At 53.3% G+C, this 25,489-nt stretch carries 28 protein-coding genes; 26 read left to right on the forward strand and 2 right to left on the reverse strand.

Annotated elements, in window-relative coordinates; genetic code table 11:
* Window positions 1–4: 4 nt before the first annotated feature.
* The 6 genes from ACUY1T_RS17195 (at window position 5) to ACUY1T_RS17220 (ending at window position 3,931) form a co-directional block, all read left to right on the forward strand.
* Complete coding sequence (locus ACUY1T_RS17195; protein WP_446024798.1) at window positions 5–403, forward strand: GFA family protein; 399 nt, start codon at window positions 5–7, stop codon at window positions 401–403.
* Between the two features lie 35 nt (window positions 404–438).
* The gene (locus ACUY1T_RS17200; protein WP_446024799.1) at window positions 439–1,404 is read left to right on the forward strand and encodes an N-acetyltransferase family protein; all 966 of its coding nucleotides are present in this window, start codon (window positions 439–441) and stop codon (window positions 1,402–1,404) included.
* Window positions 1,405–1,632: 228 nt separating this feature from the next.
* Window positions 1,633–2,235, forward strand: coding sequence for a Crp/Fnr family transcriptional regulator (locus ACUY1T_RS17205; RefSeq protein WP_446024800.1), 603 nt, complete (start codon window positions 1,633–1,635; stop codon window positions 2,233–2,235).
* Window positions 2,236–2,413: 178 nt separating this feature from the next.
* Window positions 2,414–3,352, forward strand: coding sequence for a GGDEF domain-containing protein (locus ACUY1T_RS17210; RefSeq protein ID WP_446024801.1), 939 nt, complete (start codon window positions 2,414–2,416; stop codon window positions 3,350–3,352).
* Window positions 3,353–3,428: 76 nt separating this feature from the next.
* Window positions 3,429–3,671: a type II toxin-antitoxin system Phd/YefM family antitoxin gene (locus tag ACUY1T_RS17215; protein WP_446024802.1), complete on the forward strand. Its 243-nt coding sequence runs from the start codon at window positions 3,429–3,431 to the stop codon at window positions 3,669–3,671.
* On the forward strand, window positions 3,668–3,931 hold the full coding sequence (locus ACUY1T_RS17220) for a Txe/YoeB family addiction module toxin (protein WP_446024803.1): 264 nt from the start codon (window positions 3,668–3,670) through the stop codon (window positions 3,929–3,931). Before ACUY1T_RS17215 ends, ACUY1T_RS17220 begins: the two co-directional genes overlap by 4 nt.
* 65 nt (window positions 3,932–3,996) lie before the next feature.
* Here the strand turns inward: ACUY1T_RS17220 and ACUY1T_RS17225 are convergent, their stop codons facing one another.
* Complete coding sequence (locus ACUY1T_RS17225) at window positions 3,997–4,617, reverse strand: Crp/Fnr family transcriptional regulator (RefSeq protein WP_446024804.1); 621 nt, start codon at window positions 4,615–4,617, stop codon at window positions 3,997–3,999.
* Between the two features lie 61 nt (window positions 4,618–4,678).
* On the opposite strand from ACUY1T_RS17225, the gene ACUY1T_RS17230 reads away from it, so the two are divergent.
* Window positions 4,679–5,206 carry a Spy/CpxP family protein refolding chaperone gene (locus tag ACUY1T_RS17230; protein WP_446024805.1) on the forward strand — a complete coding sequence of 176 codons (528 nt, stop codon included), beginning with the start codon at window positions 4,679–4,681 and terminating at the stop codon, window positions 5,204–5,206.
* 402 nt (window positions 5,207–5,608) lie between these two features.
* Here ACUY1T_RS17230 and fabF read toward each other — a convergent pair whose 3' ends face one another.
* Window positions 5,609–6,874: a beta-ketoacyl-ACP synthase II gene (fabF, locus tag ACUY1T_RS17235; RefSeq protein ID WP_446024806.1), complete on the reverse strand. Its 1,266-nt coding sequence runs from the start codon at window positions 6,872–6,874 to the stop codon at window positions 5,609–5,611.
* Between the two features lie 91 nt (window positions 6,875–6,965).
* Between fabF and ACUY1T_RS17240 the strand changes: the two genes are divergently transcribed.
* From ACUY1T_RS17240 to ACUY1T_RS17330, 19 genes are all read left to right on the forward strand, one after another.
* Window positions 6,966–7,610 (forward strand): TetR/AcrR family transcriptional regulator, encoded by a 645-nt coding sequence (locus ACUY1T_RS17240; protein ID WP_446024807.1) that lies wholly within the window; start codon window positions 6,966–6,968, stop codon window positions 7,608–7,610.
* 92 nt (window positions 7,611–7,702) lie between these two features.
* The gene (locus ACUY1T_RS17245; RefSeq protein ID WP_446024808.1) at window positions 7,703–8,104 is read left to right on the forward strand and encodes an ester cyclase; all 402 of its coding nucleotides are present in this window, start codon (window positions 7,703–7,705) and stop codon (window positions 8,102–8,104) included.
* A gap of 17 nt (window positions 8,105–8,121) precedes the next feature.
* Window positions 8,122–8,562: a DUF1801 domain-containing protein gene (locus ACUY1T_RS17250; RefSeq protein ID WP_446024809.1), complete on the forward strand. Its 441-nt coding sequence runs from the start codon at window positions 8,122–8,124 to the stop codon at window positions 8,560–8,562.
* A gap of 224 nt (window positions 8,563–8,786) precedes the next feature.
* Window positions 8,787–9,293, forward strand: a complete 507-nt coding sequence (locus ACUY1T_RS17255; RefSeq protein WP_446024810.1) for a GFA family protein — start codon at window positions 8,787–8,789, stop codon at window positions 9,291–9,293.
* 254 nt (window positions 9,294–9,547) lie between these two features.
* Entirely contained in the window at window positions 9,548–11,749 is a 2,202-nt protein-coding gene (gene katG, locus ACUY1T_RS17260; RefSeq protein ID WP_446024811.1) for a catalase/peroxidase HPI, read from the forward strand.
* Between the two features lie 373 nt (window positions 11,750–12,122).
* On the forward strand, window positions 12,123–12,737 hold the full coding sequence (locus ACUY1T_RS17265; RefSeq protein ID WP_446024812.1) for a DUF1294 domain-containing protein: 615 nt from the start codon (window positions 12,123–12,125) through the stop codon (window positions 12,735–12,737).
* Between the two features lie 1,340 nt (window positions 12,738–14,077).
* Window positions 14,078–14,620 carry a hypothetical protein gene (locus ACUY1T_RS17270; RefSeq protein WP_446024813.1) on the forward strand — a complete coding sequence of 181 codons (543 nt, stop codon included), beginning with the start codon at window positions 14,078–14,080 and terminating at the stop codon, window positions 14,618–14,620.
* Window positions 14,621–14,713: 93 nt separating this feature from the next.
* Window positions 14,714–16,093 carry an ATP-dependent nuclease gene (locus ACUY1T_RS17275; RefSeq protein WP_446024814.1) on the forward strand — a complete coding sequence of 460 codons (1,380 nt, stop codon included), beginning with the start codon at window positions 14,714–14,716 and terminating at the stop codon, window positions 16,091–16,093.
* Between the two features lie 86 nt (window positions 16,094–16,179).
* Complete coding sequence (locus ACUY1T_RS17280; RefSeq protein ID WP_446024815.1) at window positions 16,180–17,208, forward strand: restriction endonuclease; 1,029 nt, start codon at window positions 16,180–16,182, stop codon at window positions 17,206–17,208.
* Window positions 17,209–17,286: 78 nt separating this feature from the next.
* Complete coding sequence (locus ACUY1T_RS17285) at window positions 17,287–17,859, forward strand: lasso peptide biosynthesis protein (protein ID WP_446024816.1); 573 nt, start codon at window positions 17,287–17,289, stop codon at window positions 17,857–17,859.
* A 56-nt stretch (window positions 17,860–17,915) separates the two neighbouring features.
* Complete coding sequence (locus ACUY1T_RS17290) at window positions 17,916–18,935, forward strand: IS30 family transposase (protein ID WP_446024817.1); 1,020 nt, start codon at window positions 17,916–17,918, stop codon at window positions 18,933–18,935.
* Window positions 18,936–19,054: 119 nt separating this feature from the next.
* Window positions 19,055–19,474: a DUF1198 family protein gene (locus ACUY1T_RS17295; RefSeq protein ID WP_446024818.1), complete on the forward strand. Its 420-nt coding sequence runs from the start codon at window positions 19,055–19,057 to the stop codon at window positions 19,472–19,474.
* 93 nt (window positions 19,475–19,567) lie between these two features.
* Window positions 19,568–20,242 carry a hypothetical protein gene (locus ACUY1T_RS17300; RefSeq protein WP_446024819.1) on the forward strand — a complete coding sequence of 225 codons (675 nt, stop codon included), beginning with the start codon at window positions 19,568–19,570 and terminating at the stop codon, window positions 20,240–20,242.
* A 58-nt stretch (window positions 20,243–20,300) separates the two neighbouring features.
* Window positions 20,301–21,137 (forward strand): macro domain-containing protein, encoded by an 837-nt coding sequence (locus ACUY1T_RS17305; RefSeq protein ID WP_446024820.1) that lies wholly within the window; start codon window positions 20,301–20,303, stop codon window positions 21,135–21,137.
* 42 nt (window positions 21,138–21,179) lie between these two features.
* Window positions 21,180–21,749, forward strand: a complete 570-nt coding sequence (locus tag ACUY1T_RS17310; protein ID WP_446024821.1) for a TIR domain-containing protein — start codon at window positions 21,180–21,182, stop codon at window positions 21,747–21,749.
* Window positions 21,750–21,877: 128 nt separating this feature from the next.
* Window positions 21,878–22,447, forward strand: a complete 570-nt coding sequence (locus ACUY1T_RS17315) for a DUF6932 family protein (RefSeq protein ID WP_446024822.1) — start codon at window positions 21,878–21,880, stop codon at window positions 22,445–22,447.
* Entirely contained in the window at window positions 22,440–23,375 is a 936-nt protein-coding gene (locus ACUY1T_RS17320; protein WP_446024823.1) for a hypothetical protein, read from the forward strand. The genes ACUY1T_RS17315 and ACUY1T_RS17320 overlap by 8 nt, the downstream gene beginning before the upstream one ends.
* 83 nt (window positions 23,376–23,458) lie before the next feature.
* The gene (locus tag ACUY1T_RS17325; RefSeq protein WP_446024824.1) at window positions 23,459–24,412 is read left to right on the forward strand and encodes a DUF2971 domain-containing protein; all 954 of its coding nucleotides are present in this window, start codon (window positions 23,459–23,461) and stop codon (window positions 24,410–24,412) included.
* Window positions 24,413–24,527: 115 nt separating this feature from the next.
* Complete coding sequence (locus tag ACUY1T_RS17330; RefSeq protein ID WP_446024825.1) at window positions 24,528–25,478, forward strand: HNH endonuclease; 951 nt, start codon at window positions 24,528–24,530, stop codon at window positions 25,476–25,478.
* Window positions 25,479–25,489: the final 11 nt, after the last annotated feature.

Raw genomic sequence — 25,489 nt, forward strand, 5'->3', positions numbered from 1 at the left:
GGGTATGTTGAAAACCTATCAAGGCAGTTGCCATTGTGGTGAAGTCCGCTTTGAGGCGGATTTGGACCTTACTCAAAGCTCATTTCGCTGTAACTGCTCCATTTGCCGACGCAATCGGTTCTGGCCTGCTGTTGCGAAGGAGGACGGATTTCGTCTCTTGACAGGAGAGGATTATCTCACTGAGTACCTCTTCAATACAAAAAAGAATCAGCACTTCTTCTGTAAAGTATGTGGTGTGCGAGCTTTTGGTGTTGGCAACGACACGCCGATCGGCAAGATGTATGGTGTCAATATAGGTTGCCTGGAAGGGGTCACCGAGGAAGAACTGTCGAACGTTCCCATCACTTATGTCGATGGTATGAACGACCGGCAAGAACCTCCTCAATACTTCTCGCATCTCTAATCGGTTCAGCATCAAGATATAGGCAAGGGGGGCCAATGGTTTTGTCGTTCAAACCATTAACCACAGCAACTTGGCACGACTTTGAGGCGCTATTAGGTGCCTATGAGGGTTGCAAGGGCTGCTGGTGCATGCACTGGCGTCTGTCATTTCCCGATTGGAAGAAGCAACAAGGTGAGGGGAATCGTCGGGCAATGAAGGCTTGCGTGGATGCAGGCGATGTGCCGGGTATCCTAGCTTATGCAGAGGGGCGGCCTGTCGCTTGGTGTGGGTGTGGGCCTCGCGAATGGTATCCACGGCTGAACAAATCGCAGGTTGCCAGACCGGTAGACGATCAGGAAGTGCTATCGGTTAACGTTGTCACGAATGCCGTCCAGACGATCCGCAACGATTGCGTGGAAAGCAGAGCCATGAAAACGACGATACGCAAAGCCAAGGCTGAAGACGCTCCGAAACTGGCCGAACTCATGAACGTGGCGGGCGAGGGGATACCTGCCTATCTCTGGGAGCGCATGGCTGACCCAGGCGAGGACGTCATGGCGTTTGGCGCTCGTCGAGTGGCCGGGACCGAAAGTGGGTTCAGCTATATCAATGCTCATGTCGCGGAATGCGATGGTGTAATCGCCGGCATGTTGCTCGGCTATCGGCTACCCGATCCCTATGAAACCGGGCCGCTGGATGAGATCCCTGCCGTCGTCCGGTCGCTCGTCGAGATGGAAGCGCTGGTTCCCGGCTCCTGGTACGTCAACGCCGTGGCGACAGACTCGGCGTGTCGCGGCCAGGGGGTGGGGCGCATGCTCATGGAAGAGGCGGATCGACTTGCCGCTGACTCACATGCGACGACGCTTAGCTTGATCGTGGCGGAACAGAATGCTGCCGCCCACCGGCTGTACGAAAAGCTCGGTTATCAAGTACATGCGCGTCGACCGATAGTCCCGTTTCCTGGCTGCCCGCATACGGGTGACTGGCTCTTGATGACGAAAGCAAAAGAACCCATCTCATGACCCTACACCCGCATCGTGCCACTTCAGCTCATCGAGTATCGGATGAGCGACGGCAGGGAAGTCGAGAGTTCATCGAGCTCGCCGACGGCGTACTCGTAAGGTCGGTATTCGACCCTGGCCCAGAGAACCCGCCGGAGATGCAGCGCCAAGGCTGGCAGGCTATCCTAGATAACTTCGGGCGACATGTGGAGAAGCAGCAGCGCCCAGGTTAATGCGCATGGGGATCTTTTGAGTACAGCGAAGCACATTCTCGAGCAGCTGGCCGGCTGCTCACTTCCCGAGTGGCAGCGCGTCGAACCTTCGCTTCGGCGCAAGAGGTTACTTCCCGGCGATACCGTTTTTCGGGCCGGCGTGGTGCATCCCTTCGTTTACTTCGTGGAAAGCGGGATCATCAAGATGATCTACGAAACCTGCGAAGGCGATGCCTGGGTCAAGGCCTTTGCCGCAGAAGACAGGTTCTTTGCCAGTCTTGCCGCGCTTTCGCCGGGGGGCACCACCAGCTTCAGCGCCATTGCTGCCTGCGCGGCGTCGGTCGAATCGTTGCCGTATCACCTCCTGGACCAGCTCGGCGACAGGTATCCTCAATGGCAGCGCGCACTCAGGCGATCCTTCGAGCTCTACGGCTTCCGCAAGGAAGCCCGCGAGCGCGACCTCTTGACCCTCTCCGCGGAAGAGCGCTACCAGCGCTTCATCGAGGAATACCCACACATCGCCATGCGAGTGACCGACCGGGACATCGCGGGCTACGTCCGGGTCACACCGGTGGCCCTCAGCCGGATCAAGGCACGCATCAGGCGCGCGCGTACCGACGCGCCGGACACTCTGGGCTGAGCGTGCCGCCCCCCATGCTGACTGATCATCTCATCGCGGCACTCGCATCCTGCAACGCACTCGCCCAAGCGTCTATTGGTCGTATTCCTGCCCTGGCTCCGGTTGCCCGTGGCAGAGTCATGGAGCAAGGTGAGATCCTGCATGGACGCGCATAGCAATTTGCGGAGGCCATGAATCCATGAGTGACGATGTCGTAGAGATGAACGTAGACACCGCCGTTTATAAAACGCTGCTGGAGTCTACCAAGGCCATCCCCTGGAAGATCGACTGGGAAACGCTGCGCTTCGCCTATATCGGACCACAGATCGAAAGCCTGCTGGGGTGGGCGCCGCATAGTTGGGTCGGCATCGACGACTGGATAGCGCGCATGCACCCCGAGGACCGCGACCGCGTCGTCAACTTCTGCGTCGCGCAGTCCAAGGCGGGAGTCGACCACGAAGCGGACTACCGCGCGCTGAAGGCGGACGGCACCTACGTGTGGATTCGTGACGTCGTGCATGTGGTACGCAACGGCGCGGGCGAGGTGGAAGCGCTGATTGGCTTCATGTTCGACATCAGCGAGCGCAAGCAGAACGAAGAGAAACTGCTGCGGCTGCAACGGGAGCTAGAGGAACTCTCGTATCAGGATGGCCTTACCGGGGTCGCCAACCGCCGCCTGCTCGACTCCGTGCTGGAGACAGAGTGGGCAAGTGCCCGGCGCAGCGGCCAGCCACTCTCGTTCATCATGTTGGATATCGACTGCTTCAAGCAGTACAACGACCACTACGGCCATCTCGCCGGGGACGACTGCCTGCGCCGAGTCGCACAGATCCTCGCCGCGTCGATCCTGCGGCCGCGCGACTTGCTGGCGCGTTTCGGCGGCGAGGAGTTCGCGCTCGTCTTGCCCGAGACGGATCTGGAATCCGCCCGGCAGGTTGCGGAGCGTTGCCGGGCAGCCATCAGTGACGCATCCATCCCTCACCGAGCATCCGATGTTTCCCACCTCGTCACCGTCAGCATGGGAGTGGCAACTGCCAATCCGGCGGACGGCGGCGGTCAGGCCTCGCTGATCGAGAAGGCGGATAGGCTGCTGTACCGGGCCAAGCAGGGCGGGCGGGACCGCATCGTCGCGGAGTGATGGATATTACGCACGTGTTGACGTACGTACCCAAAGGCGTACACTGCTGTTAGGTAGTTAACGCCTGAGGTGTGTCATGTCCGGAATTACCGCAACGGAAGCGCGCAGCAATCTCTATCGGTTGATCGACGAAACTGCCGAGTCTCACCAACCGATTGTCATCATGGGCAAGCGGAACAAGGCCGTGTTGGTGTCAGAAGAAGATTGGGCTGCCATACAAGAAACGCTGTACCTGCTCTCGGTGCCCGGCATGCGGGAGTCTATCCGCAAGGGAATGGAGACGTCCGTCGATGAGTGTGATGGGGAGCTTGACTGGTGACATGGAGATTGGTCTACACCAAGCAGGCTCAGAAGGATGCAAAAAAACTGGCCGCTAGCGGCCTGAAGCCCAAGGCCCAGGAGCTGTTGGAGCTGATTTCGCAAGATCCCTACCGGAAACCGCCACCCTTTGAAAAACTCATCGGCGATCTTGCAGGTGCCTACTCAAGGCGAATCAATATCCAGCATCGCTTGGTTTATCAAGTGCTCGAAGACGAGCGAACCGTGAAGGTGCTCAGGCTCTGGAGCCACTACGAATAAGGTTCCGAGGAAAAGGAATGTTGCTGCAGTGCTAGCGGGCTCCCCCTAAGACGATATTCAGGTTCTTAGGGCGCTAACCAGACCCGCCGACCCTCTCGCTGGATCCTTCCTTCGCGCTGAAGCTGTGCCAGCGCACGATAGACCGATTCGTGCGTCAGCCCGATCTCACCTGCCAGGGCTTTCCAGCTACCCGGCAGTGTGAACTCCGCGTTTTCACCGCTGGCGTGCGCCTGCAAATAGGCGAGCAGGCGTTCCTGAGCGCTGGGTATGTTGAGGATCTCGATGCGCAGGCGTGCCTCATGCAGCCGCCGGGCCAGATCGATCATGAGATCGGCGGCCAGCGCCGGTTGCCGCTGCATGCCTTCGACCACGGCTGCCTTGGGGAAGCTGAGCAGGCAGGCCGCTGCATCAGCCAACGCATCGCAATGGTAGCGTTCCGCGAACAGCGATGCTTCGGCCAACCAGCGGGTGGGGCCGGCGCGGTCAACGGTCACTTCCGCGCCCACCTGACTCACCCGCATCAGCCGAACCTGGCCGGACACGATCACGTACACCGAAGTGACCGCCTCCCCGGCGTGAAACAGCATCTCCCCCGCGGCAAGTCGCCGCCGATGGCCAGGGCGGCCGGCTAGCGTCTCCAGGGTCGAGGCGATGCCCGGTGGCTGACTGGATATGATCTCGCTCATACCCAAATGATGCTGCCGGGCCCACTCTAGGTGCAACCGAAAACCGAGAGAGGGCACTCCAATGACACGTCTGCTGGCTTTTGTGCTGTTAGTTCTGACCACCGGGGCGGCCCAGGGGGAAGCGGTAGAGCATGGCGCCTACGCCGGGTTTCATTCACGCGAGATCAAGGCGCTCTCCGCCAGCGACATGGAAGGGCTTCGGCTGGGCAGAGGGATGGCGCAAGCCCTGCCGGCGGAGTTGAACGGCTATCCAGGTCCCATGCACGTGCTGGAACTGGCCGATGCACTGAACCTGACCGAAGAGCAGCGGGAGCGAACCGAACAGGCCTACGCGAACATGCGCGCTCGATCCATCGAACTCGGCGAGCAGGTGATCGAAAGCGAGCGCGAACTCGACCGGCTCTTTGCAGAACGACATGCGACGCTTGAGGAGGTCAACCGCCTGACCGAACAGGCGGCTCGGCTCTGGGGCCAGCTGCGGGCGGTACACCTCGAATACCACCTGCACATGCTTACGGTGCTCGATGACGAGCAGGTCCGGCGTTACAGTCACCTGCGAAGCTACGGAAGTGACGGTCATCGTCACTAGAGTCTCGGGAGCAGCGCAACGCATATGAAAGCCTCGAGTACGCCTGGTAGCGGGCGTGCTGAATCGCGTTGGAGTTATTCCTGCGCCAACGCGTACAGACTGTGAGTTGCCGCCGAAGATGGGGTTCAGGCAATCTGGCAGTGCAGGACTTCCGATAATAATTAAATGAAGGGGAAGCTATGAAAATTGTAATCGTTGCTTTTGCGCTGTTGGTGTTCAGCAGCAGCGTTCTGGCCCATGGCGGAGGCTGCCGCAAGAGTTCCCCGCCAGGGCAGTGCTGCCACATGGATAACAGCGTAGGTAGAGTTCACTGTCATTGAGACTTCGTAAGACAACCCAACACCCCGAGCCAGCTACAGGCTCGGGGTGTTGTCGTTTGTAGGTTCCTGGCGTCTGGGCTAACTACACCTTGCTGACGATCAGCGCCGCATTCACCCCACCAAAACCGAAGCCGTTGCACAGCACATGCTGGGTCGCATGCTCGCGTGCCGAGCCCGAGACGATATCCAGGTCGTGCAGGTCCGCGTCGCGGTTCTCCAGGTTCAGGGTAGGGGGCAGGCGGTCGTGCATCACCGCCAGGGCAGAGAAGATGCTTTCCACGCCGCCGGCGGCACCGAGCAGGTGACCAGTCGAGGATTTGGTGGCAGAGATCGGGATGCCACCGAGAGCCTCGCCGAAGGCATTGCGCAGCGACGCGACCTCGGCGCGGTCGCCGACTGGTGTCGAGGTGGCGTGGGCATTGATATGGTCGATCGCCTCGGGGGAGAGCCCCGCCATCCGCAGCGCCGCGCGAATGGCCGCAGCGGCCCCAGCGCCATCTACCGGGCCGGCGGTGATGTGGTGGGCATCCGCGCTGGTGCCGTAGCCGCTGAGGATGGCCAGCGGCGTTGCCCCACGCGCCTCGGCGTGGGCCAGGGTTTCGATCACCAATAGCCCCGCACCTTCGCCCATGACGAAGCCGTTGCGGGCCTGGTCGAAGGGCCGCGAGGCCTTGGTGGGGGCGTCCTGCTCGGTGGAGAGCGCCTTCATGGCGTGGAAGCTGGCCAGCGAGAGCGGGTCGATACAGGCCTCGGCGCCGCCCACCAGGGCCACCTCGGCTTCGCCGCTGCGGATCATGCGCATGCCGTCGCCGATGGCTTGCACACCGGCCGCGCAGGCCGTCACCGGGCAGCCCATCGGCCCGCGCAAGCCATAGCGAATCGAGACATTGCCCGCCGCCAGGTTGGCCAGGAAGGCCGGCACGGTGAAAGGGGAGAGCCGGCGGTGGCCGCGCGTCGAGAGGGTGTTCTGCGCCTGGGTGATGGTGGGGAAACCGCCGATGCCGGAGCCGATGATGGTGGCCGTAGCCAGCCGATCCGCATCGCTTTCGGGGAACCAGTTGGCCTGGGCCAGCGCCTCTTCGGCGGCGGCCATGGCGTACAGGCTGAACAGCTCCATCTTGCGACGTTCCTTGACGTCCAGCACCCGGTCCGGGTCGAGGCCGGCTTCCGGGTCGTCCTCGATGCCGGGCACCGAACCCGCGACCTTGATCGGCAGCTCGCCGGTATCGAAGCGATTGATCGAGGAAATGCCGGAACGGCCGGCAAGCAGGCGTTCCCAGCCTGCCTTGACGCCGCAACCGAGGGGGCTGATCATGCCCATGCCGGTGATGACGAGCGGTGATTGCATGGTAATTTCCTGAACAGCTTGGGGTTGTGCCACGCTAACACCAAGCTTGATATGATCAAGATAATATTCAGCGTGGGAGTGTGAAGCCGTCATGCCCTACTCGACGAACCGCAAGGCCAAATCGCGGGAGCGAATCCTCAAGTCCGCCATCGAGCTGTTCAGCCGCCAAGGCTTCGAGAAGGTCTCCATCGGCCAGATCATGAAGCTGGCCAAGATGACCCACGGCGCCTTCTACGCGCACTTCGCCTCGAAGGAAGCGCTCTACCACGCCTCGGTGCGGGAAACCTTGGAGAGCAGCCGTGCAGCCCGGCTGGTCAAGGGGCCGCTCTCGGTGAAGCACCTGACGGAGCTGGTCGCCAACTGCTGGAACCTCCAGGAGCTGGAACGCAAGCACAAGCCGGGGCCCGAGACGGTGCTGTTCAACGAGATCGGCAACGAGAACGCCGAGATCCGCACGCTCTTCGAAGCCTCCTACCTGCGCATGAAGAAGATGCTGGAAACCCGCCTCATCGCTCTCAGCCGGCTCAAGAAACTGCCCTTCGAGCCCGACCGCGAGGTCATCGCCGACAAGTCCCGCGCCATACTTGCCTCCTTGGTCGGCGCCGTGGCCATCGCCAAGAGCCTGCCCGGCGAGCAGGAGCGCCAGCACATCCTCAACGCCGCCCAGCGCAACATCCTGCAGATGCTTGGTGTGAACGAAAGCGAGCTGGAAGACATGCTGGATGCCACGGGGTAGGAGCAGAGCCCGCTCCGCATAGCCTAACCCTCCGGGTATCGACGCCGCTTCCAACCGATGGGCGAGCCTTGCCGTACAAGAGGAGACCCTAGGTGACCCAGTCCGAACTATCGAACGTCTATCGAGACTACATCGCCTGCTTGAACAGCCAGGATTGGCCAGCGTTGGAGCGCTTCGTTCATGAAGACGTCAAGCATAACGGCGCGCAACTCGGGATATCGGGCTACCGGCGCATGCTGGAGAGAGACTTCTCCGAGATCCCTGATCTATCCTTCCATGTTGAATTGCTGGTTTCGAACCCGCCCTACATAGCCAGCCGACTCCGCTTCAACTGCACACCAAAGGGGAAATTTCTTGGTTTGGCTGTTTGCGGAAGAAGGGTGTCCTTTGCCGAAAACGTGTTCTATGAGTTCCGCGGCGAGAAGATCGCAGAGGTGTGGTCCGTCATCGACAAAGGGGCTATCGAGGCGCAGCTAGTGCCCCCTTCAGACTGATAAGGAGGAAAACGGCGATGACACGCGACAAGGCCAACCCACCCGCAGAAGCCAAGCCAAAGCTCCTCTCGGGAGGCAACCCGCAGATCCCCAAGGCTGACGGCGACGCCCCCGTGCAGGCCTACATCGCTGCCATGCCGGAGTGGAAGCAAGACGTCGGGCGCCGGCTCGATGCGCTGATTGAGCGTACGGTCCCCAACGTGCGCAAGGCCGTGAGGTGGAACTCACCCTTCTATGGAATCGAGGGAGAGGGGTGGTTCCTCACATTCCATTGCTTCACGAAGTACATCAAGGTGGCGTTTCTCAACGGCGCCTCGCTGGAGCCGCTGCCGCCCATCGCATCCAAGGACCCCAATACCCGCTACCTGCATATCCACCAGGACGAACAGATCGAAGAAGAGCAGGTAGCGGAGTGGATTCGCCAGGCGTCCAACCTGCCTGGTGAACGTATGTTCTAGCGAATGCTCATCGAACCCGTAGCCATCGCTGGAGCACGTCAAGGATGATGGTGTGTCGGATTCGATCAAGCTACCGCAGTTGCCTTGGGTGATGACACCCGCGATCCACAGTTTCGAGAAATTCCCACCTTTTGAGCTGTTTGAGAGCCTTGTTCAAGAGTAAGCACGGGTCACCAGTCAAGTGTGGGATTATGGCGTCATACGCCACCAGAGAGGAGTCGCTGATGACAACCGCGTACGAACCGATTGCTCGCTGCGCTTGTGGAAGCGTCGAACTCGAGATAACCGGCTCACCGATTATGGGCGCAGCCTGTTATTGCGACGATTGCCAGGAAGGGGCTCGGCAGGTCGAAGCGCTCCCGAGCGCACGCCCGGTTCTGGAGCCGGATGGCGGGACAGAATATTTGCTCTACCGCAAGGACCGCGTGAGATGCTCAAAGGGGAGCGATCTCATGCAGGCCTACAGGATCAAGCCTGAGTCTCCCACGCAAAGGGTCGTCGCAACATGCTGCAATTCAGCCATGTATCTCGACTTTCAGAAGGGGCACTGGTTCTCGGTGTACCGAGCAAGGTTCGGGAGTAATGCACCTCCGTTGCAGATGCGTATCCAAACCAAGTTCAAGCCTGAGAACGGCGACATTCCGAACGATGTGCCCAGCTATGCAACATATCCGTTCAAGTTCGTCGCGAAGCTTATGGTTGCCAGAGTTGCAATGCTGGTCGGTCGATGAAGCATTTTAGCTAGCTGAGTTACGCGAGGGGGATGGATACCCCTGTCGATTAGTGAGATGTTGAGGCTTCGCTGCTCCTGCTAGCTGCTCTCATAGCTTCTTTCTATCGAGGTGAAAGCCTCCCTTCGCCTTGACGGTTCCGGTCCTGAATCCTTCACTGATATCTGACGGCTTGTAGGAATGACGAAAATGAGGCGATGCGGCGACGTCGGCTCAAATCTCCTGTAGGCCACCATCCAGTCGAGGAGAAGACCGTGTCTGAACAAAAGTCTAAACGCCGGGAGTGGGGGGCACGCACCACACCCAGTCTGCAGGGCAACGAACACTGGTGGCCCGACCAGCTCAACCTCAACGTGCTGCACCAGAAGCACCCTGACGCCAGCCCATTCGGTGCCGACTTCAGCTATGCCGAGGCGTTCTCGCAGCTCAACGTCGACGAACTCTGCGCCGATCTCGATGCCTTGATGACCGACTCCCAAGAGTGGTGGCCCGCCGACTGGGGCCACTACGGACCGTTCTTCATTCGCATGTCGTGGCACGCCGCCGGAACCTACCGCGCTATCGACGGCCGCGGTGGCGGCGGCACCGGCGCCCAGCGCTTCGCACCGCTCAACAGCTGGCCCGACAACGGCAACCTGGACAAGGCGCGCCGGCTGCTGTGGCCGATCAAGCAGAAGTACGGCGAGAAGATCTCCTGGGCCGACCTGCTGGTCCTTGCCGGCAATCGCGCGCTGGAGACCATGGGTTTTCGCACCTTCGGTTTCGGCTTCGGCCGCTCCGATATCTGGGCGCCCGAGGACGACATCTACTGGGGCCCCGAGGCCGAGTGGCTCTCGACCAACGACGAGCGTTATACCGGCACCTGGGAAGACGGCAGCCGCACCCTCGACAACCCGCTCGCCGCGGTGCAGATGGGGCTGATCTACGTCAACCCGGAGGGCCCCAATGGCATTCCCGACGCGATGAAGTCCGCCCAGGACGTACGCGAGACCTTCGCCCGCATGGGCATGAACGACCGCGAGACCGTCGCGCTGACAGTAGGCGGCCACACCTTTGGCAAGATGCACGGCAACGGGCCGGCCGATGCCGTCGGCGACGCGCCCGAGGCCGCGAAGATTCACCAGCAGGGGATCGGCTGGGCCAACAAGCACGAGACCGGCCTTGGTGAGTACACGGTCACCTCCGGCCTCGAAGGGGCCTGGACCCCGACGCCGACCAAGTGGGACAACGCCTACCTCAACACCATCTTCGCCCACCAGTGGGAGGTCAAGAAGTCGCCCGCGGGTGCCAACCAGTGGGAGCCGGTCGAGGTCAAGGAGGGGTACTGGGTGCCCGACGCCCATGTCGAAGGCAAGAAGAACCCGCCGGTGATGAACACCGCCGACATGGCGATGATCACCGATCCCATCTACCTCGAGATCGCCAACGAGTTTCACCAGAACCCGGACGTGCTCGCCGACGAGTTCGCCCGCGCCTGGTACAAGCTGCTGCACCGTGACATGGGTCCGCAAGCCCGCTACCTCGGCCCGCATGTGCCCAACGAAGACCTCGTCTGGCAGGACCCGGTGCCCAAGCATGAAGGGCCGCTGGTCAATGACCAGCAGGTCGCCACGCTCAAGCAGCAGATCGCCGACTCCGGCCTGAACGTCAAGCAACTGGTGGGCACCGCCTGGGCCGCGGCCTGCACCTACCGCCAGACCGACCACCGCGGCGGCGTCAACGGTGCGCGTATCCGTCTCGAGCCGCAGATTGGCTGGGACGTGAACGTACGCGCCGGCGTGCCCGAAGTGCTCGACCGGCTTGAGCAGATCAAGGACGCCTCCGGCATTAACATCTCGCTGGCGGACATGATCGTGCTGGGCGGCAACGTGGGAGTCGAGATGGCAGCGAAGGCAGCCGGCCACCACATCACGGTACCGTTCTCCCCGGGCCGCACCGACGCGAGCCAGGAGATGACCGAGATCGATGCACATGCCTACCTCGAGCCGAGGCACGATGCCTTCCGCAACTACATGCAGCCCCAGGCGACCAACATTCCGGCCGAGCACCTAATGATCGACCGCGCCTTCATGCTGAACCTCAGCGTACCGCAGATGACGGCGCTGCTCGGCGGCATGCGGGCCATCGGCGTCAACGTCGGCGACAACAGCAACGATGGTGTCTTCACCGACCGCCCCGGCCAGCTGACCAATGACTTCTTCGTCAACCTCGTCGACATGGGCACCGTCTGGGAGCCACTCGACGAGGAAGAGGAACGCTTCGAAGGCCGCCACCGCAAGACGGGCGAGAAGAAGTGGACCGCCACCCGCGTCGACCTCGTCTACGGCTCCAACTCCCAACTACGCGCCATTGCCGAGGAGTACGCCGCCAACGGCGGCGAGGAGCGCATGATCGACCGCTTCGTGAAAGGGTGGGTCAAGGTCATGGAGAACGACCGCTTCGACCTGCACCGCTGAATGACGGGTCCGCAGCAGTAACGCGGACCTGGCTCCAAACCGACCCCGTAGGTGGGCCCCCCGCCTTCGGGGTTTTTATTTCCCCTCATGCTTTCGTTGGCGTTGATCTCAGCGTAACGGTTGTTTACGGTTAGTAAAAAGCTGCAGAAGATAGCTTAGAGACCAAGTAGTACGCAGGGACTGCCGCACTAATGATGATGCGAATTATCATCAATTCTGCCAGCAGGGGCGGTAGCGTGCCCCGACTCCCTATTTCCTCTCCCGCCTGACAAAACCCAGCTTTATCTAAAGTACCCATTAACTTATTGGATTTAAAAGTCGATTTCGCCGCGTGGTATTCTCCGACGAATACTGATGACATAGAGATAACTCGATGCGGCACGAGGGCAAGCTCACACAGTGGAACGACGACAAGGGCTTCGGCTTCATCACACCGACCGTAGGCGGCCCCCGTGTATTCGTCCACATCAGCGCCTTTCCCCGCGGTGGGCGCCGCCCAACACTCAACGAGCCGATTGCCTACCACCTGACCCGTGACAGCCAGAACAGGCCTAGGGCGCAGAAGGCGCTCTACCTAGAAGCGGCTCGCCATGCATCCCCGCGCTCCAAAGGGCTGACCCTGGCATGCGCCATAGCCGCTGCGTTTTTCGCACTTCTGGCAGCCCTGAGCGCTCTAGGGCACGTGCCAATGCAGCTCCTGGCGGCATATGCCCTGCTGAGCGTAATCACCTTCGCCATGTACGGCATCGACAAAGCCGCAGCAGGGAAGGGCAGAAGGCGCACACCAGAAGCCACGCTTCTCTTCGCAGGCTTGATCGGTGGCTGGCCCGGTGCGCTGGTGGCACAGCGGCTATTCCGGCACAAAACCAGGAAGCAGCCGTTTCAGGCTATTTTTTGGTGTGGGGTGGTAGTTAACTGTGTGGTGGTTGGGTGGCTTGTTTATGCAGGAGAGACTGCGAGCGTTTGGGCTGGTTTGGGGTTCGATTAATAGATCGTCGTGTGTAGCGCTTGACGCGCCTGGTTGCCTCTTTGTCTATTAGTAGGTGTGCATACAGTATATTGGCTCCGACAAAACGCGTATGCGTGCGAATTCTGCATAGGTGGCCGAGCTATACTTAGGTTCTGGCGAAATCAAGGAGTTGGAAGAATTGAGGCGCATCAGATAATACTGTTGAACGCGCAGGATGTTCATTCAATATCAGGGCGTGCAGTCCAATCACTGTTAGGCAGAAATCGAGTCCAAAGGGTCCATGCACTGTTATATCTGTAAGAGAAAACTCAATGTTGACGATGACCCGCTTTCTTTAGATTGTGGTGGAGATTGCTGGGGCTGCATCGGTGAGATGGAGGCGAACTCGGGCTACGAGCCTTCATTGGAACAAGTTCGACAGGAATACCGTGAGGGTTTAAGGGATAGCTGGTATCCGAGCCCTTTGGTCAGCTGCACAGTTGAAGGTGCTACAGTAACAGTTTGCGCGAAGTTTGAACGTCCCCTGGGTGAGTCTTGGCAAGATGTAGAAGTGAGCTTGCGGCTTGCTACCGATTTTAGTTCAACCAGCTCAGGCAAGGTCTTGGAAAGTGTATCGAAGGTATCCGGCAACGATGGCTATGTTAACCATATTTTCCATATTTCCGGGCGCTTGGTGGCAGCCGGCTTGTGCATCCAGATCCATAGGGCGGGTCAAATTTGGTCATATCCAGTGCAAAAATAGGCAAATTGCCTAACAATCGCAGGCACGGCGACGGCTTTTCCGTTGCGGCTTCGCCTTCACTACAAAGCCGCGCATGCTGCGGGCGTTAGGTTGCGAAATGGGACCATTTCGAGACGGATGGACAGAGCAAGATGTTGAGGCTGTAGTCGCTCGAGGCATCCCGGAAGAGCTGCTATATGTGCCAATCGTCATAACTATGGACCCGCCCGACTGTGCCTGGGCCGAGAGTATTTGTCTTACATTGGCTGAGCACCCGCATTTCAACGTTCGCGGCAACGCAATTCTTGGCTTCGGCCACCTTGCGCGTATCTGCCGGCGCCTTGACCTGGCAGCAGTTGCGCCAGTCGTTGCAGCAGCGCTTCATGATGAGCATGAGTATGTACGCGGACACGCAGAGGATGCGGCGGGCGATATCCTGCACTACCTCCGTGTACACATTCCTGGTTATCCCTCGTCGGACGCAACCTAACGATTCATTCAAGCCGACGCCGCTTCGCGGCGCGGCTTAATTCAGGCGTTATGCCAAAAGAGCGCCTAGGAGTCCTTTAAGCCTGTTAGCAATGAGGGGCCCTTGAATCCTGAAGGGCTCAACCCGAAACAGTGAGGACTCAAGCTAATGAAATATGAGAAAACGATCGAACGAGTCAGAAGTGGTGAAATGGCGCGTGCGGACCTCGCGAAGCTAAAACGTAATGCAGAACACAAATTGTCCACCGGCGACACCGAAGCACAGCTTGTTTTGGATGCAATCAACAACGCTACACCAACTGACTCCTACATTTTGTTCATGGGGTTCTGTCCAGGTGCTGATTTCGGCGAGAGATTAGATATAGCTTGGAAGGAACAAGGAATCTGTAGGTTTGATTATCTAGAAAGTGAGCACCAAGCAGAAAGATTCAATTCAATCTGCAAAGGCGACTTGGTAGTTCTTAAAAAGCGCGAAAAATTTGGCAAGACGATGAAGCTTTATGGTCACGGCAGGGTGAGTTCGGTGGCATACGATCAGAACAATACGCGTTATTTATTGGTGGAATGGTCGGATCAAGAAAAGGTGATTGAAGTCCCCTTGATAGGGTGTAATTCAACTGTCGACATCAAGTCGATCGAAGCCGTTGAAGACGAGATGCCTGCTGAGTTTTACGCTTGGCTAGAGGCATAACCAGGCGGTGAACGGGACCGCTTTTACGCGCCGCCTTCGGCTATGCTCCAAAGCGGCCCGTTACCTTCGGCGTTAGCCATCCAAAGGAAGAGCATGCAAGTAATCAACAAAATATCATGTCACGGGTACAGAGGATTTCAAACTAGACAAGAAATTACTCTTGCTCAACCAAATGGAGATTTTGGTAGTGGACTTACAATTTTAATTGGCCCAAATGGTGGCGGAAAGTCCACTCTCATCGAAGCCTTTAGAAGGTTGTCTAACGTGAGGGATGTAAGCTTCACTGAGGGTAAGCGGAATAAGCATGCGGGAGATCGCGTTTCGATAGAGGTGGAATTTGATGGTGCTTCAGGAGTATTGAAAACTGTCGATAAAGGCGGATCGGAGACGGAGTGGGTGTCTACTGATAACAAAACTCCTCCAAAAATCAGCTTTCTTCCATCTAGGCGAGTATTCGATCCTTATTTTTCAACAGGAAAATGGAATAGGGATCAGTATTACCGAAACTCTAGTAAGTTTACAAATAGAGCTGAGCCGATAAACAATTTTAGTCACCGTTTGTTTAATGCTCTTGATAAGTATGAGCAGTTTAACGCCGTTTTCAAAAAGGTATATGGCAAAGAGCTTAGCTGGACTATTGACCAAAATGACAACGAACAGTACTACGTTAAAATTGAGAAGCCAGGCAATGTTTTTCACAATTCCGACGGAATGGGAGAAGGTCTTGTCTCATTGCTATTTCTTGTTGATGCAATTTTTGAATCCAGTGACAACGAAATATTGGTAATTGATGAGCCTGAGCTAAGTTTACATCCCCAGCTTCAACGTAGATTAATGCTGGCTCTTGGTGAATTAGCGAAAGATAGGCAGGTATTGTTCGCCACGCACTCACCTGAAATGGTCAGTATTGACGCGATTCTAAATGGCATGGAGGTATCGCGTGTTGTTGACGAGGAAAATGGAAGTACAGTTTACAGGCTAGATGACGAATGTAGAGATATATTTAAGAAATTAGAAGGTGATTTGTTTAACCCCCATGCGTTTGCTTATGAGTCTGTCGCTTGTTTGTTTGCGGAAGATAATTTAGTGATAACAGAAGGCCAAGAAGATGTTGTTTTTTTCAACAAAATGGTTGGCGACCTTAATCTAAATTATTCCATTCCATTTTGGGGGTTCGGAGCTGGTGGAGCTTCGAAAATAAAGCTAATCGCTAAAGTGTTAAATAGTCTTGGATTCAAGAATATTTCAGCTGTATATGACGGAGACAAACCCGAAGACGCTACAGAGTTTAACGAAATTTTTCCAGAATATTTTAGTTTTATTATACCTGCTGGTGATATTCGAGATAAGCTCGACAAAGAAGGAAATGTAATAAAAGAGGGATTGTACGATAGCAACAAAAAGCTAAAACCTAAGTATTTCGACTGTTGCAGAAATTTACTATCTGATATCAACAAGCAGGCAAATGGCTAACAAACGCATTTTGTCGGACTGGTTTTCCGCTGCACTCCAAACCAGCCGCAAATGCGGGCGTTAAATTTACAAAGAAGTAATGGTATATGTTTAAGACGAAGCCTACATGGGAACAGTTTGAAGACCTCGTTCGCAGAATTCTTGAGGCGAACAATTTTCGCATCCAGTCACATTCGCCACGAGGTGACTCCGGTTTCGACTTTCTTGGTATTTTGGGAAATGATCAATGGGCAATTGAAGTCAAATATTACAGGACAGCAAGAGCTCGCCCTTCGCTAATAGAGTCAGCCGCAGCCCGTGTAGTCAACAACGGCTTGCGTGGTGGTGCTCAGAAAGGAATGTTAGTCATATCAAGTGTTTTACCATCAGAAATGCGGCTTGTTCTGGAAGAGAAATTCAGTATTTCTTTCGCAGATAGAACTGACTTGAGGAATTATGCTTCAGTTTCTCCGGCTCTTGCGGAAGAGCTAGATTCTTTACTTGAAGCAGATCCAGACTTGGCTCGTGATTTGTCCGACCGAAAGGAGGCGCCCTGGAATAGAAGCCGCTCTATAAATGAACGTCAGGCGCCCCCGTCTGATACCAAAGGCACAGAGCTGTGCACCAGATTGAAAGATACAAAGCGTGGGAAGCAAACATGGTCTCAGTATGAAGAGCTTTGTATAGATGTCCTTAAGTACTTATTTCCGAACGACTTGCAAGGCTGGCATGCCCAGAAAAGAACAGATGATGGGGTAAGTAGGTACGACTTTGTTTGTCGAGTCCGTCCGATGACCGAGTTCTGGAGCTTCTTAGTGGAGCACCTTAATAGCAGGTACGTAATATTTGAATTTAAAAATTATGTAGGGAAAATAAAGCAAGGTCAGGTGCTAACAACCGAAAAATACCTACTTGAACGAGGCTTGAGAAAAGTTGCAATTGTCCTCACTCGGGCTGGAGCTGATAAGAACGCCTTCAAAATGATGCAGGGCGCAATGCGTGAGCACGGGAAACTTATGTTAGTTGTTGACGATAAAAACCTGTGCAGGATGCTCCATATGAAAGAGCAAGGAGAGGACCCAACTGATTATTTATTTGAGCTGGCTGACGATTTCTTGTTGTCGTTACCAAGGTGAAATTTAACAATTAGGTGAAGCCGACTGACACTACGCTGCGCTACGTCTCGGCGGCTTACCATGGCGTTAGAGGAAAGCATGAATTCGAAGATTTGGTTGAAAAACATAGACCGAATTTCCTTATGCTCAACGAGCGTTGACTACAAAGCTAAGAAAGCATTCAAGGCTGTATTAAATTGGATAGTGAAAAACAATTATAGGGGTGGGTGTCATGATACGTCGGCGGCACTCCACATACTTCTTGAAGAGCAAGGAGTCAAGTCTAGCCTTTGTATTGGGGAAGTTAAAATTGATGAACAAAGCTTCTTTGATCACTCATGGGTGGCAGTGGATGACTTGGTTCTTGATGCATCGGTATGCATGCCAAATATTGGAGGCTACGCTTTCCCACCAGTGTTTGCATCGAAAGATCTCCTTACTCTGGATGCTCCCCAAATTTACTACGGTGAACGATCTCCAGTGGGGTTCGATAGCGAGGCAAAATTTGTGAGCAGCGCAAGCTTGTCTGAATATTCTTCAGGCCATCCAGATGATCCAAACAAGCTGTGGAGCCTAACTAAAACACTAGCTAAGGAAGCAGGTGTCAAAGTTAATTCTGGGAAGTTGAAGGATCAGTACGGTGCAGTCATGCGACATGTAGTCTGCGCCTAAATCCGGCGGTCTCAATGACCAAGTGCAACACCTGACCCATCAGGTATCGTGCTGCCATGTCTCATTGCTATCGCCACCTCACTGCTGAAGACCGAGCCGCCATCATGATGATGCGAACCACCCACTCGATCCGGGCCATCGCCACGCATCTGGGGCGAGCGCCAAGTACCGTGTCACGGGAGCTTGCTCGCCATACCGTCGATGCTGACAGAGGCTACGACGCCAGCCTGGCAGGCTATCGAACCCGGTTAACGCGACATCGCCCACGTCGTCAACCGAAGCTGCATCCTGGCGGCGAGCTGTTCGATTTAGTCGCCTATCTCCTGCGCCAATACTGGTCACCGCAGCAGATCGCCAGCACACTGTCACTCATGTTTCCTGATGATACTCGCCGCCAGGTCTCCCACGAGGCCATCTACAACGCGCTCTGTGTGATGCCCCGGGGCTCTCTCAAGAAAGAGCTCATCGCCTGCTTGCGGCAGGGCAACGGCAAGCGTCGGCCACGCAGTCGGGGTACGGACCGGCGTGGCCAGTTCCCGGACCTGGTCAGCATTCACATGCGCCCACCCGAGATCGAAGACCGCCTGATGCCTGGCCATTGGGAAGGCGACCTGATCATGGGTGCCAATAACCGGTCCGCCGTTGGCACGCTGGTGGAGCGTTCCACGCGCCTGGTGATCCTGGCAAAGCTGGATGGCACGACGGCCACCACCGCTGCCATCGGGTTCAGCGACAAGCTGAACGAGGTCCCACGCGCCCTGCGGCTCTCCATGACCTACGACCAGGGCAGGGAGATGATGAAGCATGCCGAGATCACACAGCGGACCGGAACAGCGATCTATTTCGCCGACCCCCATAGTCCGTGGCAGCGGGGCTCGAACGAAAACACCAACGGTCTGCTCCGGCAGTATTTGCCGAAGGGCACGGACCTGTCGATCTATAGCCAGGAAGAGCTCGATGCCATTGCTGATTCACTGAACACACGACCACGCAAGACATTGGACTGGCGGACGCCTTTGGAAGTCTATGCCGAGGTGCTCAAGAAGTCGGTCGCTGGACCGGACACCCTTCAATAGTGTTGCGCTTGGAACTTGAGACCGCCTCCTCTAACAAATAATTGCAGCGGATAAATTTACGCTGCGCTTCAATTGCTCGCTTAATTGGGCGTTAGCTGAAATACTCTATGGGGCACAGAATGAACTGGTACTGGATAATTGGCATTGCAATAGCGCTAGCCATAATCTACCGCCTTATTTCCGAAAAGCCGAAATCAGTAGCCTACGAAATTGGGCGAAGAATCAATGTGAAGCCACATTTCATTGAGAGCATGATCACTGCAATGGGTTCTAAGCGAGGTCTGATGTTTGTAGATCAAATGTCTCGCGGTGGCGATGAGTTTATTGAGAAAGGTGTGTATACTTTTATCGTCTTCGAGATTTCAAAGAACGACCATGCGGAGAATATCAAGTGGTGGAAGTCTCGACTCAAAGAGTCCGGCTTCGACCCACAAATGAATGCGGAGAGAGCAGAGGTTGCTTTTACGTATCTCAAAGACGCCGGAGCTGATCATTCTCAGATCCCCAATTTTATCAATGTGTACAACTCAATCAGCTAACAAAGCGGTGTTGTCGCGGCACAAAATCGAGATGCGGGGATGCCTTCGCTGGCGCTCCGGCGCCCCAAACTGCGGCGTTAGCCTAAAAATCATATGAACTATTATCTTCTAGCTCTATTTTTGGCACCGCCGTTTCTGACCGTGCTGTACGCATACTTGGAGCATTCAGGTAAGCTTGACCGATGGTTTGTGAGAAACGCGGCAATGGAGGGGCTTGATAGACTCAAGTCCGCAAGCGGATTTCCGGAATCCTGGATTTATAACGACGACAAAGACCTTGTGCTTTTTGCTGCTCTTGAGAAGAGAATATCCAGAAAGACACGGGTTGAAAAGATGCGTAAGGTTCTAACAGAGGGTCACCGACCAAGTTGCATCACAGTTGGCGGTGAGCCAATTCCCATCTCTGGACTTCCTCCAGAGTGGGAGTCGGCGCAGAAAAGGGCATATACTCCCGCTCACTCAGTTATGTATTTGTTCAACGTCACGCGCTATGGCTATCAAGGCAAAGGCGAACGCGTATGTACGCAGGGCGAGCTTGAGAAGTGGCTAGCCGATGAGAAGGATGTGCGCAAGTATTACCTCGGAGCTGTCGTCCTTGGCTTTATTGCTATTATTTTCATTGCATTGCATTGCATTGCCTTGCCTTGCCTTGCCTTGCCTTGCGTTTCGTTACAACAGGCTAACAATCACATGCACTCGGACAGAAGAAAGCGCCGCTCCTCGTTCCTCGTCGCCCTGCTTCCTTCTGCCGGTGATGTCAGGCGTTAGGTGTCAGTGTAAATGGTATCAGCCAAGATCAGGCTGGCAAAATTAAGGGAGAAAGTCTTTGGCAAAGGTAAGTTTTCTGGATAAGAGAATTTTCAGGCAATTTCTTGAAGTTGTCTCTGTAATAAGTGTAGTGGCATCGCTTACATTTATATTTGTTGAGATACCCAAAGATTGCAAGCTCGCGGTGGGTGGCATATTTTTAATATTGCTTTTATTCGTCTATGTGGCTCTGTGGGTTAGATCTAACAACTTGCAGCAGATTCACACTAAAATCGAGGGAAGTGATGTCACGATAAAAAAAGGGGATATATTTGAGCAACCTGATTTTAAAGTCATAGCATTTAATGAATACTTAGATACGCAAGTGGATGACAAGATTATATCTAGCAAATCACTGAACGGCATATTCATTAATAGCCATCTTGACGCCTCGGTTGTTGATCTTGATCGTCATATCGAAAACTATCCTTTCGAAGATGAAGATGTTGTTGGCGAAAATCCGGAGAGAAAAAGCGGAAAAAAGACACGTTTCGAAATTGGCTCCATTTGTGTATATGGCGAGTATCTTTTAACAGCCTTTTCGAAATTTGATGATAAAAACCGAGCTCGGTTAACGATGCCGGAATACCTCAGCTTTCTTATTAACTTCTGGGACAGGGTAAATAGAATCTACGCACAAAAAAGCGTTTCGGTCCCGATTTTTGGATCAGGGATAACGCGGATTAAAGAGCACAAAAATATCAGTGATGAAGACTTGCTTAAGATCATGCTTTGGACATTCAGGATTAGTGAGATGCGATTCAAGTATCCAGCAAAACTAACTATCATTATTCATCCAGAGAAAATGGATACTATTAATTTACTCGATATTAAATCGTCCAACAATGGGCTTTAAAAATTAGCACCAAAAACGAGACTTATAGAGTTAGGAGCAGAAATGGCATATCGAAACGGAAATTATTCAGCGTTTTACGTCAGTGAGCCATTCACTGAAGGTGGTCTAGGCGCTCATGCAACTAGAGATTTTGTAAGCTACAGCATGCTTAGAGCATGGAAAGGAAAGGATTCAGACTTTCCATTTAATGATTCCCACAATAAAAATTACAATGTAAGGGACGGTAGCGATTGGGAAAAAACTTTAAAACCGAGAATTAGAGAACGACTCAGTAAATCTAAGAATATAATATTGTTCTTAAGCTCTGTGACAAAAAGCTCAAAAGCCATTCGTGAAGAAATCGACTGCGGAATAAATACATTAGGTTTGCCGGTTATAGTTGTATATCCAGAGTACACGGAAAAATCTGACATTATTAACTGCCAGTCAAAAACGTTCAAAAAGCAGATAAGGGATCTTTGGGATAAGTTGCCAAAGTTTCGAGACTCAATGGATTCAGTGCCCACTCTACATATCCCAAACAGAAAAGCACTGATCGAAAAGTCGCTTAAGGATACTGACTTTATGGTGAATACAAAAAAGGATGCAGCCAAGTCTTTTTATCCGTGTTAATTCTCTCGGGGAGCCAGAGAGCACCTAACAAGCGGCTGCTAGGGACTGCATTACGCTGCGCTCCATGCAGCCCCAGAGCCGAGCGCTATGTGCCAGCGTTATCTGAAAGAACATAGGAAGATTGAAGCGTGATACCAGAATTAAATCAATCAGGAGTGCTGCCGCCTTTTATACCCGAGCAAGGGCCAACCGACCCTGCTGGTATGGCTCCCTATAAGACTACGATAACAGAGTTCATTCTTCGTTATGCACACACTTCTGAGAGGAGAGCTATACTTAAAGGGTTGCTGGATTATCGTAGAAAGCTTAAGAGTATTGGTGTTCGTAACGGCTTCCAGTGGCTCGATGGTAGCTTTGTCGAGAATGTAGAGTTAAACCGTGGCCGACCTCCATCAGATGTGGATATAGTCACATTCGCTTTGAGACCTACAAATGATTTAGAGTTATGGAAGAAATTGGTCTACGAAAACACAGATCTTTTTTTTCCCAATGAAGCAAAGCAGAAATACTGTTGCGATGCGTATTTCGTTGACCTAAACACGCATCCTATACATGTAGTGAGCAACACTCGGTACTGGTTTGGATTGTTTTCACACCAGCGCGAATCTTACCTTTGGAAAGGAATGGTGGAAATACCGATTGATTGCAGTGACGATGAGGCGCTAGAGATTTTGGATAGGGAGGCAGGTAATGCCTAAGAAGCTCAATGTTGACAGCCTATCTTCTGAAATTAAAACTCTTAATGAGCTGCTTTCTAGTGCGCGTCAATCTGGCGATTTCGTAGGTGAGATGCAGCTCGAGCATCGAATTTGTGAATTATCGAGTAAATTAGAATTATTGAAAGAGGGCTCAGTCTCTGATAACAGCGCGAGCGTTGCTCTATTTTTTGGTGGGCAGCCTGTGCTTGGTTCAAAAGGAATTGCTGCAGAATTTGCTGGAACAGCATTAGAGCAGTTTCAGGATCTTATCGCTAAAGTTTTCGCCAACAATGAAGTCGGCGATTTAGGTGAAAGAGGGAAAGTGCCATTCAAGGCAAGCTCAGAGCTAATGGTTACTGGCTTGGCAAGGGGTTCTTTTGGTTTTGTTCTTGATGAAATGAGCGAACAAATTCAAATGGAGTCTTCACAGTTATCGCATGTTATAGACAAGGCTGCACTTCTTCTTCGGGATTCTGCTGCCCAGGACGATGCGGTTTTTGAGTCTATTTTAGAGGAATTAGAGCCGAGAACGCTAATCGCTCTCAGGGACTTTTTTTCCAACTTGGATTCAAGTAAAGCAACTATAAGGGTTGTTGAAAAAGAGCTGGATTTTACTCTTGATGGTCCTTCTATCCATAGGGCGAAAGTTAGAACGGAAGCTACAAGCATTGAAGAAAAAACAATTGAAATTGAAGGAACTCTGGTAGGATTTTTGCCAGAGCACCGAAAATTTGAACTGGCTGACAATGCAGGAAAACTTTTCTATGGCTCCGCTACTAAAGAGGCTGTTGATCAGTTTACAAAAGCCACTGACAGCGTGATCGGAAAAAATTGTCTAATTAAAGTCACGGTTAAAACTGTTGCTCCACTAAACAGACCGCCAAGAGAAGTGGTTCGTTTGATAGAGTTTCTCCGGTTTGGAGAATAAGCACATAAAAATCGCGTCAATTAGGGCGCTTGCAAGCTCGAGCCTATTACGCGGGCGTTATATTTTTGTCCCGGGGATCAGTATTGAAGCAATTGTTTAAGTACATGAATGAACCAAGAGATATCTTTAGTGATGGGTTCATTCGACTATCTCAGCCAGCAGTTTTGAATGACCCATTCGAGGCTTCATTCTGCGAGGATAGCTTAGAAGAATTAGCCGGCCATTTTGATTATCCAACGGCCCAAGATCCAGAATTCGGCGATTTGAGCTTTTCTCAGTACATCGAAATGCGGATGCATAACATCGGTGTTATATGCTTTTCCGAAAACAAAGAGAATCTATTGATGTGGGCTCATTATGCAAACGAGCATAATGGGCTTGCTATCGGCATAGTGTCTATTCCTGGCAATGGGTCCATTTTCCATAACCTGTTCAGATCGGATGCTTTGATAAATTCTTCTTGGGGCGAGGTATACTCACCATTTGACGGAATTCCTAAGCCGGTTTCCTATAGGAAAGGGCTGCGATACAGAAATGACAAATTCGACTATGACTACTCGAATATCTCAGTGGAAGGTGCTGATAGAATACTCTATGAAGTATTTATGCGAAAAAGTGACGAATGGATTTATGAACAAGAGCACCGAGTGGTCCTTAGATTAGAGCAGTCAGACCGAGTGGTTCTTGAATGTATTGACCTTATACCTAACGAACGTGTTAGAGACCGAGTTTCGTCTGCAGAGTGGTCTTTTATTGATCCGAATAGTGGCCGAGCTGTTATTGATCTTATGGGCATTCAAGATGATGTTGAAAGGGTATCACTTTCAATGCATTTGGCGAAGTTAAGTCGTAATCCCAATGTGGTGTATTTGATGAAGTTATCATCTAGCAGCATCAATAATTGCTTGTTTGGACTTAGGTCGGATCTTGAAAAGAAGAATGTCATTGGAGGGTACGCATCCTCTACAGGGTATCTAGATGTCTGGAAAGCAAGAAAGAATCAGGATTACTATAGCCTCGAGTTACAGGAGATATAACAAGGCCAAGCACAGCGACAGCATTTTCGTTTCGGCTTCGCCTACACTACAAAGCCGCTTGTGCTGCGGGGGTTAGATGATAAAAACAGTTATATCTTACAAGTAGTGAATTCTTATGCCAAGAAAAGCAATTCCACCGACACTTAAAAATAAACTGCTCTATGAGAGTCAGTATTGCTGCGCTATATGTCAGAAAAGCGGATGTCAAATTCACCATATTGATCAAGATCATTCTAACAACACTGAAGATAATCTTATTGTCCTGTGTGTCGCTCACCACGATGAATCGCACACAATGCGGACAATGTCGAATAACTTGGATGCGCGAGCATTACGCCACGCTAAAAGTGAGTGGACTAAGCAGGTTCGAAATTCACGTACTTTGGCAGCGACACTAGAAGGTCAAACAAAAAATACCAAGAATGGATGGCTTTCTGTAGGAGTATCATGGGGCTACATCAATCACAAGCGTGTCGCGGAAATGTCGGATATTGGAGCCATATCTAACAAAGGACAGAGGCTTCTAAAGTATTGTCTCGATAAAGAAATGGTTGATGAGAATGCGATCATTATTAAGCCCCTCAATTCGTCAATGAGCAACTCTTTTATCAGAAACAGTGTTTATAATTGGTTCGATTTTGGGGATGACCAACGGTTGCGCGCATTATACTCTGAGATGGTTGATCAAATTAGTCGCAACACCAATGTGATCCATTTGGAACCATCGACGTGGACAAAAGCAAGAGTAAGAAGCTTAGTAAGACCGGGTGAGCTTATTTTCTTCAATAAAGGAATATATTTCAAATCGATTGACGAAACGCAAGAAAACGATCATAGAAGGTGTCAAACTTTCAAGAATAAGGTTCATGTCGAGTTCTATGTGGACACCATTGATATGTTTGGAGCTACATCAAAGACCGTATCGTTCCAAGGACACCAAACTTGTGCTGCTTTGTTGCTCGTCAAGTCATTGGCAGAAAGAGATGATGGTGGTTTAGTGCTGAGCTGTACACCACTCGCGCTAGGGGTAGGATTTAGAGGTGCGAATGATACCCAGGCCAGCTAACAAGCCGCTTC

Source organism: Billgrantia sp. Q4P2 (assembly GCF_052806135.1).